Origin of the sequence: Pseudomonas sp. FGI182 (assembly GCF_000511325.1) — a bacterium.
In the GTDB taxonomy this organism is placed as follows: Bacteria; Pseudomonadota; Gammaproteobacteria; order Pseudomonadales; family Pseudomonadaceae; genus Aquipseudomonas; species Aquipseudomonas putida_Z.
Window position 1 is genome coordinate 792,656 of record NZ_CP007012.1, and the last position, 15,710, is coordinate 808,365.

Annotated in this window: 14 protein-coding genes; 6 read left to right on the forward strand and 8 right to left on the reverse strand. The window is 63.8% G+C overall.

Annotated elements, in window-relative coordinates:
- Positions 1–142: 142 nt before the first annotated feature.
- The 4 genes from C163_RS03560 to C163_RS27015 all read right to left on the reverse strand — a co-directional run bounded on the left by C163_RS03560 (position 143) and on the right by C163_RS27015 (position 5,258).
- Positions 143–1,573 carry an aldehyde dehydrogenase family protein gene (locus C163_RS03560; protein WP_025337659.1) on the reverse strand — a complete coding sequence of 477 codons (1,431 nt, stop codon included), beginning with the start codon at positions 1,571–1,573 and terminating at the stop codon, positions 143–145.
- A 13-nt stretch (positions 1,574–1,586) separates the two neighbouring features.
- A complete protein-coding gene (locus C163_RS03565; protein WP_025337660.1) occupies positions 1,587–3,086 on the reverse strand; it encodes a cytosine permease in 1,500 nt (499 codons plus the stop codon).
- Positions 3,087–3,180: 94 nt separating this feature from the next.
- On the reverse strand, positions 3,181–3,570 hold the full coding sequence (locus C163_RS03570; protein WP_015268917.1) for a nuclear transport factor 2 family protein: 390 nt from the start codon (positions 3,568–3,570) through the stop codon (positions 3,181–3,183).
- 336 nt (positions 3,571–3,906) lie between these two features.
- Positions 3,907–5,258 (reverse strand): IS3 family transposase gene (locus C163_RS27015; protein WP_371257950.1). Its coding sequence is split into 2 segments (ribosomal slippage): positions 3,907–4,787 and positions 4,787–5,258, totalling 1,353 coding nucleotides; the frame shifts between segments, so codons are not numbered across the junction.
- A gap of 223 nt (positions 5,259–5,481) precedes the next feature.
- On the opposite strand from C163_RS27015, the gene C163_RS03585 reads away from it, so the two are divergent.
- A complete protein-coding gene (locus C163_RS03585) occupies positions 5,482–6,501 on the forward strand; it encodes a transporter (protein WP_024086247.1) in 1,020 nt (339 codons plus the stop codon).
- Between the two features lie 15 nt (positions 6,502–6,516).
- Here the strand turns inward: C163_RS03585 and ehuA are convergent, their stop codons facing one another.
- The 4 genes from ehuA to ehuB form a co-directional block, all read right to left on the reverse strand.
- Positions 6,517–7,311: an ectoine/hydroxyectoine ABC transporter ATP-binding protein EhuA gene (gene ehuA, locus C163_RS03590; RefSeq protein ID WP_025337661.1), complete on the reverse strand. Its 795-nt coding sequence runs from the start codon at positions 7,309–7,311 to the stop codon at positions 6,517–6,519.
- A gap of 59 nt (positions 7,312–7,370) precedes the next feature.
- Positions 7,371–8,027 carry an ectoine/hydroxyectoine ABC transporter permease subunit EhuD gene (ehuD, locus tag C163_RS03595; RefSeq protein ID WP_025337662.1) on the reverse strand — a complete coding sequence of 219 codons (657 nt, stop codon included), beginning with the start codon at positions 8,025–8,027 and terminating at the stop codon, positions 7,371–7,373.
- Entirely contained in the window at positions 8,024–8,683 is a 660-nt protein-coding gene (gene ehuC / locus C163_RS03600) for an ectoine/hydroxyectoine ABC transporter permease subunit EhuC (protein WP_025337663.1), read from the reverse strand. The genes ehuD and ehuC overlap by 4 nt, the downstream gene beginning before the upstream one ends.
- Before the next feature lie 62 nt (positions 8,684–8,745).
- A complete protein-coding gene (gene ehuB / locus C163_RS03605; RefSeq protein ID WP_025337664.1) occupies positions 8,746–9,600 on the reverse strand; it encodes an ectoine/hydroxyectoine ABC transporter substrate-binding protein EhuB in 855 nt (284 codons plus the stop codon).
- Positions 9,601–9,839: 239 nt separating this feature from the next.
- Here ehuB and C163_RS03610 point away from each other — a divergent pair, with 239 nt between their 5' ends.
- From C163_RS03610 to doeB, 5 genes are all read left to right on the forward strand, one after another.
- Complete coding sequence (locus tag C163_RS03610; RefSeq protein WP_025337665.1) at positions 9,840–11,234, forward strand: PLP-dependent aminotransferase family protein; 1,395 nt, start codon at positions 9,840–9,842, stop codon at positions 11,232–11,234.
- Between the two features lie 214 nt (positions 11,235–11,448).
- A complete protein-coding gene (eutB, locus tag C163_RS03615; RefSeq protein WP_025337666.1) occupies positions 11,449–12,420 on the forward strand; it encodes a hydroxyectoine utilization dehydratase EutB in 972 nt (323 codons plus the stop codon).
- Between the two features lie 31 nt (positions 12,421–12,451).
- The gene (gene eutC / locus C163_RS03620) at positions 12,452–13,444 is read left to right on the forward strand and encodes an ectoine utilization protein EutC (RefSeq protein ID WP_025337667.1); all 993 of its coding nucleotides are present in this window, start codon (positions 12,452–12,454) and stop codon (positions 13,442–13,444) included.
- Between the two features lie 36 nt (positions 13,445–13,480).
- Entirely contained in the window at positions 13,481–14,671 is a 1,191-nt protein-coding gene (gene doeA / locus C163_RS03625; RefSeq protein ID WP_025337668.1) for an ectoine hydrolase DoeA, read from the forward strand.
- A 3-nt stretch (positions 14,672–14,674) separates the two neighbouring features.
- Positions 14,675–15,694: a N(2)-acetyl-L-2,4-diaminobutanoate deacetylase DoeB gene (gene doeB, locus C163_RS03630; protein WP_025337669.1), complete on the forward strand. Its 1,020-nt coding sequence runs from the start codon at positions 14,675–14,677 to the stop codon at positions 15,692–15,694.
- Positions 15,695–15,710 lie beyond the last annotated feature (16 nt).

Below are 15,710 nucleotides of genomic sequence, written 5' to 3' on the forward strand. Positions count from 1 at the left end.
AGCATTTGGTTTCAGGTTGGGAAAAGTCTTACATCTGAGGGGGGCAAGGCGAGGGCTTCGCCCTCGATCGCCGGCAAGCCAGCTCCCACAGGGATGGCATATGGCTTGCCGGCGAAAGGGCCGCAAAGCGGCCCCGGAAATCTCAACCCAGACAGCGCGTCACATGCTTGACCGACTGGTAGGCCGACAACCCCCACGGCCCCAGCTCACGCCCGATCCCGCTACCCTTGGTGCCACCCCACGAGGTCTCGACGAACACCGCCTGCACCGAGTTGATCCACACATGGCCAACCTCCAGCGCATCGGCCACCCGCTCGGCGCGCTCCAGGTCGGCGGAGCACACCGTAGCCACCAGCCCGAAACGGCTATCGTTGGCCTCGGCAATCGCCTGTTCCTCGGTCGCAAAGCGACGCGCGCACAGCACCGGGCCAAAGATTTCCTCGGTCCACAGGCGGCTGTCTTTCGGCACATCGGCATACAGCGTCGGGCTGACGAACCAGCCATCACGGTCCAGCGCCTTGCCACCGGCCAGACACTGCAGGCCTTCTTCCCGCGCCGTGGCAAAGTAGCCGGCCACCTTCAGCCACTGCGCCTGGCTGGTCAGCGGCCCCATGTCGACTTCTTCGGTCAATGGATTACCGACCCGTAGCTGTTCCAGTGCGGCCTGCAAACGCGGCAGCAATGCATCGGCAATGCCGTCCTGCACCAGCAGCCGCGAAGTGGCCGAGCACATCTGCCCGGCGTTCCAGGTAATGCCGGCGACGATCCACTCCACCGCCTGGCCCACGTCGCAATCATCGAACACCACGATCGCCGACTTGCCGCCCAGCTCCAGCGTCACCGGCCGGCACTGCGCCGAAGCGCTGCGCATTACCTGGCTGCCGACACTATTGCTGCCGGTGAACGACAGCTTATCCAGGCCATTGTGGTTGCTCAGTGCAGCGCCGGTCTCGGCCTTGCCGTTGACGATGTTCAACACCCCGGCCGGCAGCCCCAGGGCATCGGCGATCTGGCCGTAGGCCTGTTCGATCAGCGGGGTGACTTCCGATGGCTTGAGCACCACGGTGCAACCGGCGGCCAGGGCCGGGGCGAGCTTCCAGGCGCTGGTCACCAGCGGGAAGTTCCATGGCACGATCAGGCCGACCACGCCCACCGGTTCCAGGCGGGTGCGAGCGCTGAAACCCGGCGCAGCCAACGGCACATCGCGGTTCTTCGATGGCAGTTGCTCGGCCAGTTCGGCGTAGTAGCCGAAGGTGGCGATGGCGTCGTCCAGGTCGATTTCCGCCTCGTGACGTGGCTTGCCGTTGTTGCGCATCTGCAAGGTGATCAATGCTTCACGGCGCTGCCCGAGCTGTTCGGCAAAGCCGCGCAGGTAGGCAGCGCGTTCGCTGGCGCTGGTGTTTTTCCAGGCGGGCAGGGCGCCACGGGCAGCGGTCACGGCCTGGTCTACCTGGGCGACGCTGGCGGCCATCAGTTCGGCAAACGGTTGCCCAAGGGCCGGGTCATTGACGCTGATGCAGTCGCTGCCCTGGCCTTCGACCCAGCGGCCGGCAATGTAGTGGGAAGTGGTCATGGTCGGTTTCCAGTCAGGCGATTTCGGCGGTGGTTACCGGCGTGTGCGCGGTGCTTTTGCAACGCACCCAACGCGGGCCCTGGGGGCCATACACGCCGGCAGGTTCGGGGAACAGGTTGAGCAGCAGCAGGTACAGCACGCCGGCCAGCCCCAGGGTGACCGGCAGGCTCAGGTCTATGCCGCCGGCCAGGTCGCCCAGCGGGCCGACGAACTGCCCTGGCAGGTTGACGAAGCACAGGCCCACCGCCGCGCTGGGGATCCACGCCCCCATGCCGCGCCAGTTCCAGCCATGCAGGAACCAGTAGTGGCCGCCACGCTGGCCGCGGGTGAACACCTGCAGGTCGTCGGCATGGTAGAAGCCGCGGCGGGTGATCAGGCCGAGGATCATGATCACCATCCACGGGCTGGTGCAGGTGATGATCAGCACGGCGAAGGTCGACACGCTCTGCACCAGGTTGAAGGTGAAGCGGCCGACGAAGATGAAGCCGATCGCCAGCACGCCGATCAGCAGTGTGGCGCCGGCACGGCTGAGCAGGCGTGGGAACACGCTGGACATGTCCAGGCCGGTGCCGTACAGCGCCGTGGTGCCGGTGGACATGCCGCCGATTACCGCAATCAGGCACACCGGCAGGAAGAACCAGCTTGGCGCCACCGCCAGCAGGCCACCGACGTAGTTGTTGGCGGCGATGTAGTCCGGCGCCTGGGTGGCCACCAGGGTGGCGGTGCACAGGCCGAACAGGAACGGGATCAGTGTCGCGCCCTGGGCCGCGATCACCGCCAGCATGATGCGCGCCTTGGGCGTTTCACGCGGGATGTAGCGCGACCAGTCGCCGAGGAACGCACCGAACGACACCGGGTTGCTCATGGCCAGGATCGCCGCACCGACGAATGCCGCCCAGAAGCCCGCCTGGCCGAGGTTTACGCTGCCTGCGTAACCGGCATCGAACGGCCCGGCAAAGGCAACGATGCCCAGCAGGAACAGCAGGCTCGAGGCCCACACGGCAATCTTGTTGACCCACAGCATGAAGCGGAAGCCGAAGATGCACACCACCAGCACCAGCACCGCGAACAGGCCATAGGCCAGGCCCAGGGTCAGGTCGGTTTCCGGCAGGCCGGCCAGGCGCTTGGCGCCGCCGACCAGGGCGTCGCCCGAGCTCCACACCGACAGCGAAAAGAACGCCACCGCGGTGAGCAGCGACAGGAACGAACCGACGATGCGCCCGTGCACGCCAAAGTGCGCACCCGACGACACCGCGTTGTTGGTGCCGTTGAGGGCGCCGAACAGGCCCATGGGCGCGAGGATCAGCGCGCCCACGCCGACGCCGAGCAGGATCGCCCACACGCCGGCCTGGAACGACAGCCCGAACAGCACCGGGAAGCTGCCCAGCACGGCCGTGGCGAAGGTATTGGCGCCGCCGAAGATCAGGCGGAACAGGTCCAGCGGGGAGGCGTCGCGTTGATCGTCGGGGATCTGTTCGACGCCGTTGGTCTCGATACCGGTCGAGTGGCTCATGGTGATGCTCCAGCGCGGTTGTTGTGGGCCGGCGCAGTACGCGGGCCTTATTGTGGGTGCGATGGCAGGGCGGCAGGGCCGCGTAAATGGATGATCAGGCCGGCGATACGACCGACAGGTGCTCGTGGCAGGCCAGCCACCTTTCGCCGTGGCGGCGGAAGACAATGGTCTCGCGCTCGCTCAACTGGTGTTCTTCGCCGGCGATGCGGATGTGCGTGGCCACATCATGCATGAAGATCGCCACGTCACCTTGCAGGCTCACCTGGGCATTGCCCGATTCGCAGGCGAGCACCGCAAACCCGTCGGCCTGCCACTGGGCCCAGAGTTGCTCGTAGGCATGGCGCGACAGCAGCGGTTGCGGCAGGGTGTGGAAAAGGAACGTGGCGTCTTCGCTGAAGCAGGCGAAATAGCGAGCGGTGTCGTTGCTGGCGAACGCCGCAACGAGGTCGGCGGCGGCTTGCCGTACCTGGAGTGTCTGGTCCACGGGAGTGGCCTCACGGTTCTTGTGATTGTGGTGAAGCGATTCTGGTGGCGGTTGGCGAGGGGAAAAATCGCTGCGGGCAAATAATCAGTTCAGGAATTTGTGAAGTGATGGCTGCGCTTTCTCAGGTTTCGCACTGCGCACCCTGTGGGAGCGGGCGTGCCCGTTCTCATAAGGCTGCACATAACTCATTGAATTAGCAGGGACCCTGTGGGAGCGGCTTTAGCCGCGAACACCGGCGCAGCCGGTGCCAGGCACCGCGTTGGATTCTTCGCGGCTAAAGCCGCTCCCACAGGGGATTGCGGCAACTTTGGACTGCCCCCGAAAAGTTGGACAGTTTTAGCCAGTGGCCTGAGTCCTGTAGCTGACAGGGCTCAGGCCATTGAGTTTCAGCCTGATGCGGTCATGGTTGTAGTAATGGATGTACTCTTCCAGGCCCGCCTTCAGCTGTTCGACGCTTTCAAAGCGCTTCAGGTAGAAGAACTCTGACTTCAGTGTGCCGAAGAAGCTTTCCATCGCTGCATTATCCAGACAATTGCCCTTGCGAGACATGCTCTGCTTCACACCGCGCGCTGCGAGCTTATGGCGGTATTGGGGCTGCTGGTAATGCCATCCCTGGTCTGAGTGGATCACTAGCTTGGGCTTTTCACCCAACCCATCGAGCGCCTTTTCCAGCATGTTCCCGACCAAGCCATAGGTAGGCCGGCAAGCTGTTTCATAGGCGATGATCTCACCGTTGTACAAGTCCATCACGGGCGACAGGTAGAGCTTTTGTTGGGCCACTTTGAACTCAGTGACATCGGTCACCCACTTCTGGTTGGGGCGTTGCGCGACGAAATTACGCTCAAGCAAATTCATGGCCACCTTGCCGACAATGCCGCGATAGGATCGATACTTCTTCGGGCGTACAACGGACTGCAAACCAAGCTCAGCCATCAACCGTTCAATGACCTTCTTGTTGACCAAGGTCCCCTGATTCCTGATGGCAAGGGCAATGCGGCGGTAGCCATACAGCCCTTTCTCCTCGTGATAGACACGCTGCACCAACTCCTTGAGCGAGGCGTGCCTGTCCGGCTTTTGCTGGCACTTGACCTGGTAATAAAAGGTACTGCGTGGCAACCCCACCATCTGCAAGAGGTCAGGCAGCGGATATTTATGTCTGAATTTGCAGACGATCAGGGCTTTTTCGTCCGTGTTCGCTCCTTCTCCTCTCGCAGAGCCTTTAACTCCTTTAGGACATCATTCTCCATGCGCAGATACTCGAGCTCGCTCAACAACTGCTCACGAGATTTCTCTGCGTCATTGGTGTCTGTCGGCTTGATGGGCTTAATTTTCTTCGGCACGGCTGATTTTCTTTGTTTGGCGAGAGTGGCTACAGGACTGCCACTGTAGTGCTGCCGCAGCCAAATGCCTATCTGTGAGGACTGTCCAAGGTCAAAGTGCGCCGCTGTTTGGCGCAGGGACAGGCGATGCTCAAGCATGTACTTGAGCACCCGCCGCTTGAATTCCTCGGTGTAGCGGCGACCATGCGAGCGAGGGCTGAGGCTGGCATCGACTTGGTAGCCAGCAACCCAGCGCCGAAGCAGGCTGAAATCGATGCCAAAGTGTTGTGCCACCTTGCGAAAGCCCCGGCTGCCCTCTAGGTAAGCGGTGATAGCCGTGAGCTTGAACTGCTCTGTGTATTTACCCATAGATCCCCCAAGGGTTGGATTGGTGTCCAACTTCTTGGGGGCAGTCCAACTTTTAGAATTTGAGCAAGACAGTTGCTCCCACAGGGTATGCGGACCGCTTGCGAATTCGGCTCTCTACGCGACAGCGCAGCCCAAAGGGCTTTCCGCTATCCAGCTGTCATCTGACTGCAACGAATATTCAGCAACCTTTCTGCCATCTCCCCGTGCCTCATTGCGAGTTCGAATGGGCCATCCCGCGCTGCATCTGCCACAGGACCACGACCTGTTCGGCCTGCTCTACGCCTTCGCCTTCCGCCCTGGCCAGCCGGGGCGCGAAATCGATTCGGCGCAGTTGTTGCGCACGCTCGGCCAGCCGCTGGAGCCTGGCGAGTTTCTGTGGGTGCACCTGAACCTGGCCCACGCTGCCTGCGAACGCTGGCTGCGCACCCACCTGCAGTTGCCCGAAGCCTTCTTCGAAACCCTGCGCGAAGGTTCGCGCTCGACCCGTATCGAACACGCCGACTCGGCGCTGCTGGCAGTGGTCAACGATGTGGTGTTCAACTTCGGCCTGGTGTCCTCGGACATCTCCACGCTGTGGGCCTGCGCCAGCAGCCAGTTGCTGGTGAGCGCGCGGTTGCAGCCGCTGCATTCGGTGGACAAGCTGCGCTCCTCGGTCAAGCATGGCGAGCGCTTTCATTCGTCCATCGAGTTGCTGGTCCATCTGTTGCGCGACCAGGGTGATGTGCTGACCCAGATCGTGCGTGAAACCACCACCAGCGTCGACCGCATCGAAGACCAGTTGTTGTCCCAGCGCCTGAGCGACAACCGCGCCGAACTGGGCAGCATGCGCCGGGTGCTGGTGCGCCTGCAGCGCCTGCTGGCGCTGGAACCGGGGGCGCTGCTGCGCCTGCTCAACCGGCCGCCCGACTGGCTGCAGGAACAGGACATACGCCAGCTGCGGGCGGCCACAGAAGAGTTCACCCTGGTGATCAGCGACCTCACCGCCCTCGGTGAGCGGATCAAGCTGCTGCAGGAAGAAATCGCCGCCAAGCTCAACGAACAGACCAACCGCACCCTGTTCACCCTGACCGTGGTGACCGTGCTGGCGCTGCCCATCAACATCATCGCCGGCTTCTTCGGCATGAACGTCGGGGGTGTGCCGCTGGCGGAAAACCCCCATGGTTTCTGGGTGCTGGTGGCCCTGGTGGCGACCTTCACCGTGCTGGTGGGGCGCTGGGCGTTTCGCAAGCGGCGCGAGTACTGAAGCGACGATCGTCGGTCAGTTCGCCTCCCGCACTGCACTGAGGAACGCCCGGGTCCGCTCCTGTTGCGGGTTTTCGAAGATCTGCGCCGGCGTCCCCTGTTCGTGGATCTGCCCCTTGTAGAAGAAGCACACCCGATCCGCGAACTCCCTGGCAAAGCCCATCTGATGCGTCACCATCAGCATGGTCAGGTTGTGCTCGCTGCCCAACCGGCGGATCACGTTCAGCACCTCGCCACACAGTTCCGGGTCCAGCGCCGAGGTCACTTCGTCGAACAGCATCACCTTGGGCCGCATCGCCAGCGCCCGGGCAATCGCCACGCGCTGTTGCTGGCCACCGGACAACTGCGACGGGTAATGCTCGAACTTGTTGCCCAGGCCAACCATCTCCAGCAGCTCGGCAGCCCGTTCGCGCGCCTCGGCCGGCTTCACGCCCAACACCTGAACCGGGGCCTCGATCACGTTCTGCAAGGCACTCATGTGCGGGAACAGGTTGAAACTCTGGAACACCATGCCGATCTTCGCCCGCACTTTGCGTACATGGCGCTCGTTGGCGATGAGCTGCGCGCCGTTGCGCCCTGGCATGTGGGTGAGCGATTCGCCATCGACTTCGATCATGCCCTGGTCGATGCCCTCAAGCGTCATCAGTACCCGCAGCAACGTCGACTTGCCCGAGCCGCTGGGGCCGATGATCGCCACCTTTTCGCCGGGGGCGACATCGAGGTTGAGGCCGTCGAGCACGGTGAAGCTGCCGTAGCGTTTGGTCACGTCCTTGAAGCTGACGATCGGTTGGGCAATGGCCGGTGTGGGCATGTAGGTGTCCAGCGGCTGGGTGGCGGTAGCAGTGGCGAAGTGGGTCACAGGGGCGATCATCAGCGGAGCTCCAGGCGCACTTCAAGGCGCCGAACGAGGTAGGCCAGAGCGACGCTCAAGGCCAGGAAGAACAGACCGACCAGGGTGATCGGCTCGAGGTAGCGGAAGCTTTCGGAGCCGACATTCTTGGCCTGCTGCATGATTTCCACCACGGTGATGGCCGACAGCACCGGGGTGTCCTTGAGCATGGCGATCAGGTAGTTGCCCAATGGCGGCAGGATCGGCCGAATCGCCTGGGGCAGGATGACTACCCGGTAGGCGGTCCACGGCGCGAAGTTGAGGGCGACCACCGCTTCCCACTGGCTGCGCGCCACCGAGTCGAGGCCGCCGCGGTAAACCTCGGCCAGGTAACAGGCGTAGTGCACGCCGATACCGATGATGCCGGCCTGCATGGCCGTCATGTTGACCCCGTAGTTGGGCAGCACGTAGTAGAGGAAATACACCTGGATCAGCAGCGGTGTACTGCGGATGAACTCGATCAGCAATGCCACCGGCCACGACAGCCAGGCCTGGCGGCTGCGCCGGGCGATGGCCAGGAACAGGCCCAGCACCACTGCGATCAGGAAGCCAACCAAGGTGATGCCCAGGGTTTTCAGCGACGCCTGCAGCAAGTCGGGCAGGATTTGCGCGACGTAGTTCCAGTCCCAGAAATTCATGACAGGCTCCCCCGCAGGCGACCGCGGCTCAGGCGCCGTTCGACCCGACGCATGAGGAAGTTGATGACCTGCGCCAGGACGAAGTAGAGCAGCAGGGTGAGGCTGAAGATTTCCAGGGTCTGGAAGGTCGCCTGGTCCAGCTGACGGGCGCGGAAGCTAAGGTCCGACAGGGTGATCAGCGACACCAGCGAGGTGTTCTTCAGCAGTTCGATCAGCAGGTTGGTGCCAGGTGCGATGGCCGCCAGCAATGCCTGCGGCAGGATGATCCGCCGGAAGCGGATGGTGGCGGGCATGTTCAGCGCGGTGCAGGCTTCGTACTGCCCCTTGGCCACCGAGCTGATCGCCCCGCGCATCACTTCGGCACCGTAGGCACCGATATGCAGCCCGAGGCCGACGATGGCCACGGTGTAGGCGCTGAGTTCGAGGTTGAACGGTGGCAGCGGCAATACGAAGAACAGCCAGAACAACTGCACCAGCAACGAGGTGCCGCGGAACAGCTCGATGTAGGCCACGCACAGCCAGCTCAATGGCCGCCATGACGAACGCCGGCCGAGGGCGGCGAGGATCGCGGCGACGATGGCCAGCAGCGAGCCGAAGAAGGTGACCTGGATGGTGATCCAGGCGCCTTGCAGTAACAACGGTATCAATTCACCCATGGTTCGACCTGAATAATCGGATTACACAGGGAATGGCACGGCAAGCGCCATGCCACCTCGATTCACTGCTGGGCACAGAGCTCGGCGGCGGTCTTGTCAGTCACGTTGCTGCGGTCGAAGCCGAACGGCGCGACGGTCTTCAGATGCTCCTCGCTGCCCAGCCACTTCTTCATCTCGGCGTTGACCGCGTCGCGCAGGGCTTTGTCCTCGGGGCGGAAGGCCAGGGCACCGTAGCCGGTGTGGGCCGGGTCATCGGTGAAGTCGCTGATTGCCTCGACCTTGTCGCCACCCTTTTTTGCCAGGCCCTTCATGGTCAGCTGGGTGCCCACGGCAGCATCGGCGCGGCCGGCGCGCACGGCCTGCAACTGGGCGGTGGTGTCCGGCACCTGAAGAATCTGCGCATCCGTGATGCCGGAGTCGCGGGCATAGGCGAGGTTGACCGTGCCGGCCATGATCGCCAGCTTCACGTCCGGGTTCCTGGCGATGTCGGCGTAGCTGTGCAGGTTCTTCGGATTGCCCTGTGCCACCAGCAGGGTGTCGGGCAGGGCGTACTGCGGGTCGGTGAAGATCACCTGCTTGCAGCGTGCCGGGGTGATGTACATGCCGGCGGCAATCACATCGAAGCGCCCGGCGCGCAAGCCCGGGATCAACGAACCCCACTCGGTGAGCACGCCATCGACCTGTTTGATGCCCATCTTCTCGAAGATGATCTTGGCGATTTCCGGTGACTCCCCGGTTACCCGGCCATCGGTCTCGGTGAAGGCGAACGGGGTTTCGTTGGCGTAGCCGATGCGGATGTGGCTGCTTTCCTTGATTTCGTCCAGGCTGGCGGCCTGGGCGCTGGCAAGCACACCGAAGGTGGCACAGGCCATCAGCATGCGCTGCAAGGGGCGTGGAACGTTGAAAGGCTGGCTCATCAATGAAGCTCCTGTTTGTTATAAAAACCGTCGTCGACGGCTCTGTGTTAGGAGGCAGTGGAGCAAAACAGCGAAAGCAGGTCGGTCTTTTGTTCGAAGCTGCCGGGCAGCGGGAGTTCGACCTTGGGCCGAGCATACAAAAGCTGAAACGGCCATTGCATTGCACTAGGACAATTGCCCGAAGCACTTGTACGGGGGATGCTGTGACCCTGGCCCCGGCAAGTGAAGCGAACATCATGATGCACAGTTGGAAGGCAGCCCTGGACGCCGCCCGCATCGGCGAGTCCAAATACAAGATCCTGGTCCAGGCCGTCACCGGCGAGATCGAGCGCGGCGTATTGGTACATGACCAGCGCCTGCCACCGCAGCGGCAGGTAGCCGATGCCTTGGGCATCAGCGTGCAGACCGTGACCAATGCCTACAAGGAACTGGAGCGGCAAGGCCTGGTGCGTTGCGAGATCGGCCGTGGCAGTTTCGTCAGCCGGCGCATGAGCGACCGTGTGTCGGATGACATCATCGACCTGCCCGAGCGTACCCTGGTCGACTTCTCCATCACCCGCATCCTGCACACCCAGGTGCATGAGCGCATCTGGCGCGACACCTGCGCCGAGCTGGCCGTGGAAGAGGAGCAGCCGTGGATCCATGCCTACCGGCCCATCGCCGGTTTCGAGAGCCACCGCGAGGCCGCGGTGCGCTGGCTTGCCGGCCTGGGCATGCAGGTCGAGCGTGACGATGTGCTGGTCACCAACGGCGCCGCCCACGCCATCTTCCTGGCCTTGGCCTCGCTGGCCGGGCCAGATGATGTGGTGCTGTGCGAGGGGTTGACCGACCATGGCGTGATCGGCAATTCACAGGTGCTCGGTTTCACCCTCAAAGGCTTGGAGATGGACCGCGAGGGCATCAACCCGGAACATTTCGAGGATATCTGCAGCAACGAGCGGGTGACCGCGCTGGTGTGTACACCCAACCTCAACAACCCGACCGTCAGCCTGATGCCCGACAGCCGGCGCCAGGAGATTGCCGAAATTGCCCGGCGCTTTGGCGTGCATATCATCGAAGATGACGTTTACGGGCCGCTGCTGGGTGGCAGCCATGCCAGGCCGCTCAGTTCCTATGCGCCGGAGCTGTCGTTCTACTGCACCAGCATGACCAAGTCGGTGCTTACCGGCCTGCGCGTGGGCTACCTGGCCATGCCCAAGCGCCTGGCGCTGCGCACCGAGAGCATCTTGCGGGTCAACAGCTGGATGGCCACGCCCTTGGTGGCGGAGATTGCATCGCGCTGGATCAACGATGGGCGCGCGGCGCAGCTGGTGGCGCTGCAGCGCACCTTGCTGGGCGAGCGTCAGGCGTTGTTGCGTGAGTACCTGGGGGATTATGTGCGTGGTCAGCACGCCCATGCCCTGGGGGCATGGCTGAACATTCCCGAGCGCTGGGAAGTGGACAGCCTGGTGCGTGCCTTGCGCCGCCGGCAGATTGCGGTGACGCCGCCGGAGCCGTTCCTGGTGCGCGGTACACCGCGGCCACGGGCCGTGCGCTTGTGCGTGGGCGCCGAGTGTTCCGAGGCAAAGTTGCGCCAGGCCTTTGGCGATATGCGGGAGTTGTTTGGGCAGTATCCGCAGATTCATGAACTGTAACTCTCCTGCAGCGGCCTCTTCGCGGGCATGCCCGCTCCCACAGGTTTGTCGCAGGGTTCAGGAAATGCGCGATTCCTGTGGGAGCGGGCGTGCCCGCGAAGAGGCCGCTGCAGGCAAAAACAAATTCCCAGGCAAATTGCCCTAGTACATTCATCACGACAATTTTCGCCTCATACACTCCGCCCAACATCAGCTCACTTGTTGGGTCCCGGTCATGTCAGCGCTCTCGCTTCACGATCTCTACCTCGCCCGCCAGCGTATCCACGGCCTGGTGCGCAGCACGCCGCTGGAGCTTTCCCCCAGCCTGTCGCGGCACCTGGGCACGGCGGTCTACCTGAAGCTCGAAGCCCTGCAGACCACCGGCAGCTTCAAGCTGCGCGGCGCCAGCAATGCCATCGCCGCACTCAGCGCTGAACAACGCGCTTGCGGCGTGGTTACGGCCTCCACCGGTAATCACGGCCGGGCGGTGGCCCACGCTGCTGCGCAACTGGGCGTGAAGGCAACCGTGTTTCTTTCGCAACTGGTGCCAGCCAACAAGGTCCAGGCCATCCGCGACCTGGGCGCCGAAGTGTGCATCGTCGGCCACTCCCAGGACGATGCCCAGCAGGCCGCGCAACAACATGCCGAGCAACATGGCGCAACGCTGATTCCACCTTTCGATCACCCTCAGGTCATCGCGGGCCAGGGCACGCTGGGCCTGGAAATCATTGAGCAGTTGCCCGAGGTGGAGCAGGTGCTGATTCCGCTCTCCGGTGGTGGCCTGTTCGCGGGTGTGGCGTTGGCCATGAAAAGCATCAAGCCGGCGATCACCACCCATGGCATCAGCATGCAGCGCGGCGCGGCGATGTACGCCAGCCTGCAGGCCGGCAGGCCGGTCGAGGTTGAGGAGCTGCCGACACTCGCTGACTCGCTCGGCGGCGGCATCGGCCTGGGCAACCAGCACACCCTGAACATGACCCAGCGTCTGCTCGACCAACTCCACCTGCTGCCGGAAGCGTCGATCGCCAATGGCATGCGCCACGCCTACCAGCACGAGCGGTTGGTACTCGAAGGTGCCGGCGCAGTCGGCATCGCCGCGCTGCTCGACGGCCTGGTGACGGCCCGCGGCCCGGTCGTGGTGGTGGTCAGCGGGCGCAACGTCGACAGCGCACAGCATCAGCGCGTCATCAACGGCGGCGACGCCTGAAATTCACGTTTCCTTCACTGGAGGTATTCGAATGCCGGCCATCACCTTGCTCAGCGAAGCCGACCTGCGTAGCTGCATCACCCTCGACCGCAACGCGATCGATGCCATCGAGCAGGCCTTTGCCCTGCTTGCCACGGCCAAGGTGGCGATGCCGCCGATCCTGCGTCTGGATGTGCCCGAGCACAACGGCGAGGTGGACGTGAAAACCGCCTACCTGCCTGGGCTGGAGCGTTTCGCGATCAAGGTCAGCCCGGGCTTTTTCGACAACCCCAAGCTTGGCCTGCCCAGCCTCAACGGCATGATGATGCTGCTGTCGGCCCGCACTGGCCTGCTCGATGCCTTGCTCCTCGACAATGGCTACCTCACCGCCGTGCGCACCGCTGCAGCCGGTGCGGTAGCTGCACGCTGGCTGTCGCGGCAGGACAGCCGCAGCGTGGCCTTGATCGGCAGTGGCGAACAGGCACGCCTGCAGCTGCAGGCACTGCGCCTGGTGCGGCCGATCGAGCAGGTCAAGGTGTGGGGGCGTGATGCGCAGAGAACCGCAGCGTTATGTGATGACCTGGGGCGTGATGGGCAACTGCAGGTACAGGCCTGCGACAGTGTCGACCAGGCCATGCAGGCGGTCGATATCGCCATCACCTGCACCCCCAGCCGCGAGCCGCTGATCCAGCCGCATCACCTGCAACCGGGGCTGCACATCACTGCCATGGGCTCGGACGCCGAGCACAAGAACGAGATCGCGCCCACGGCCCTGGCCCGGCTTGATCGTTATGTCGCCGACCGCCTGAGCCAGACCCGCGTGCTGGGCGAACTGCACCACGCATTGCGCGCTGGCGCGGTCAGCGAACAGGCCGTTCATTCCGAGCTGGGCCAGATCATCGCCGGCCTGCACCCGGGCCGTGTGCAGGCCGAAGAGGTCACCCTGTGCGACCTGACCGGCACCGGGGCCCAGGACACCGCCATCGCCAACCTTGCCTTCGAACGCGCAATCGCCGCCCACAAAGGCCTGGCGTTTCACAGCTGACAGTTTTCGCAACCCACTCACAAGAAGGGCATCCGTATGTCACAGACAGTGGTAAACCTGCCGTTCAGTCGGCAGGAGTACGCCCAGCGCCTGGCCAAGACCCGCGCTGCCATGCAGGCACAGGGCCTGGAGCTTTTGCTGGTTACCGATCCATCGAACATGGCCTGGCTCACCGGCTATGACGGCTGGTCGTTCTACGTGCACCAGTGCGTGCTGCTGGCGCTCGATGGCGAGCCGGTCTGGTTTGGCCGCGGCCAGGACGCCAACGGCGCCAGGCGCACGGTGTTCATGCAGCACGACAACATCGTCGGCTACCCGGACATCTATGTGCAGTCACGCGAGCGCCACCCGATGGACTACCTGTGCCAGGAGGTGATTCTGGCCAAGGGCTGGGGCGGCCTGAGCATCGGCGTGGAGATGGACAACTACTACTTCAGCGCGGCGGCCTACCAGGCGCTGTGCAAGCACCTGCCACAGGCGCGTTTCAGCGATGCCGCCGGGCTGGTCAACTGGCAGCGGGCGGTCAAGTCGCCGCAGGAAATCGAATACATGCGTATCGCCGCGCGCATCGTCGAACAGATGCACGGGTGCATCCTCGAACGCATCGAGCCCGGCATGCGCAAGAACGAACTGGTGGCCGAGATCTACCGCAGCGGCATCCTCGGTGTCGATGGCCATGGCGGCGACTACCCGGCCATCGTGCCGTTGTTGCCGACTGGCGCTGATGCCAGCGCGCCGCACCTTACCTGGGACGATTCACCGTTCACCCGCGGCGCCGGCACGTTCTTCGAGATTGCCGGCTGCTACAAGCGCTACCACTGCCCGCTGTCGCGCACCGTGTACCTGGGCAAGCCGCCGCAACACTTTCTCGATGGCGAAAAGGCGGTGGTCGAAGGTATCGCGGCCGGCCTCGATGCCGCGCGGCCAGGCAACACCACCGGTGACATCGCCAGGGCGTTTTTCCGCGTGCTGGAGAAGTTCGGCATACACAAGGACAGCCGCTGTGGTTACCCGATCGGTATCAGCTACCCGCCAGATTGGGGCGAGCGCACCATGAGCCTGCGCCCGAGCGACACCAGCGTGCTGCAACCGGGCATGACCTTCCACTTCATGCCGGGGCTGTGGATGGACGACTGGGGCCTGGAGATCACCGAAAGCATCCTTATCACCGAGACCGGGGTCGAGACCCTGTGCAACGTGCCGCGCCAGCTGTTCGTGAAGGACTGACCCATGAATGCGATCGCACAGGCCGCCGCCACGGTGGCCAACCCCATCACCTGTACCTTGGATTTCGAGCAGGACGGCGTGCAGCACGGCTTCCTCAAACTGCCGTACTCGCGTGACGACTCGGCCTGGGGTGCGGTGATGATTCCGCTGACGGTGGTCAGGAACGGCAATGGCCCGACAGCCTTGCTCACGGGGGGCAATCACGGTGACGAATACGAAGGCCCGGTGGCGCTGAGCAAGCTGGCCCAGCAGCTGCAGGCCGGGCAGGTAAGCGGGCGGGTGATCATCGTGCCGTTCATGAACACACCGGCGTTTCAGGCGGGCACCCGCACCTCGCCGATCGACCGGGGCAACCTCAACCGCAGCTTCCCTGGCCGGCCTGATGGCAGCGTGACGGAAAAGATCGCCGACTATTTCCGCCGCACCTTGCTGCCGTTGGCCGATATCGTCCTGGACATCCACTCCGGTGGTCGCACCCTCGATTTCCTGCCGTTCGCTGCATGCCATGTGCTGCCCGACAAGGCCCAGCAGGCCCGTTGTGAAGCCGGCATGCAGGCCTTCGCTGCGCCCTACAGCATGCGCATGCTCGAGCTGGATGCGCAGGCGATGTACGACACCGCGGCAGAAGAGCAGGGCAAGGTGTTCATCACCACCGAACTGGGCGGTGGTGGCACCTCCACGGCGAAAAGCGTGGCCCTGGCGGAGCGCGGCGTGCGCAATGTGCTGATCCACGCCGGCATCCTCGCCGGCGAAGTGGAGCAGGGCGAGACAACCCTGCTGGACATGCCCGATGGCGATTGCTTCATCGCCAGCGAGCACGACGGCTTGCTGGAGATGTGCCGCGACCTGGGTGAAACGGTCAGCCAGGGCGAAGTGATCGCCCGTATCCATGACATCCGCCGCACCGGCAGCGCCCCGGTCGAGTACCGCGCCCGACGCAATGGCTTGCTCGCAGCCCGGCACTTTCCCGGCCTGGTGCAGTGCGGCGACACCCTGGCGGTGATCGCCGACGTACTGGCCTGAACCTGGCGCCACGACA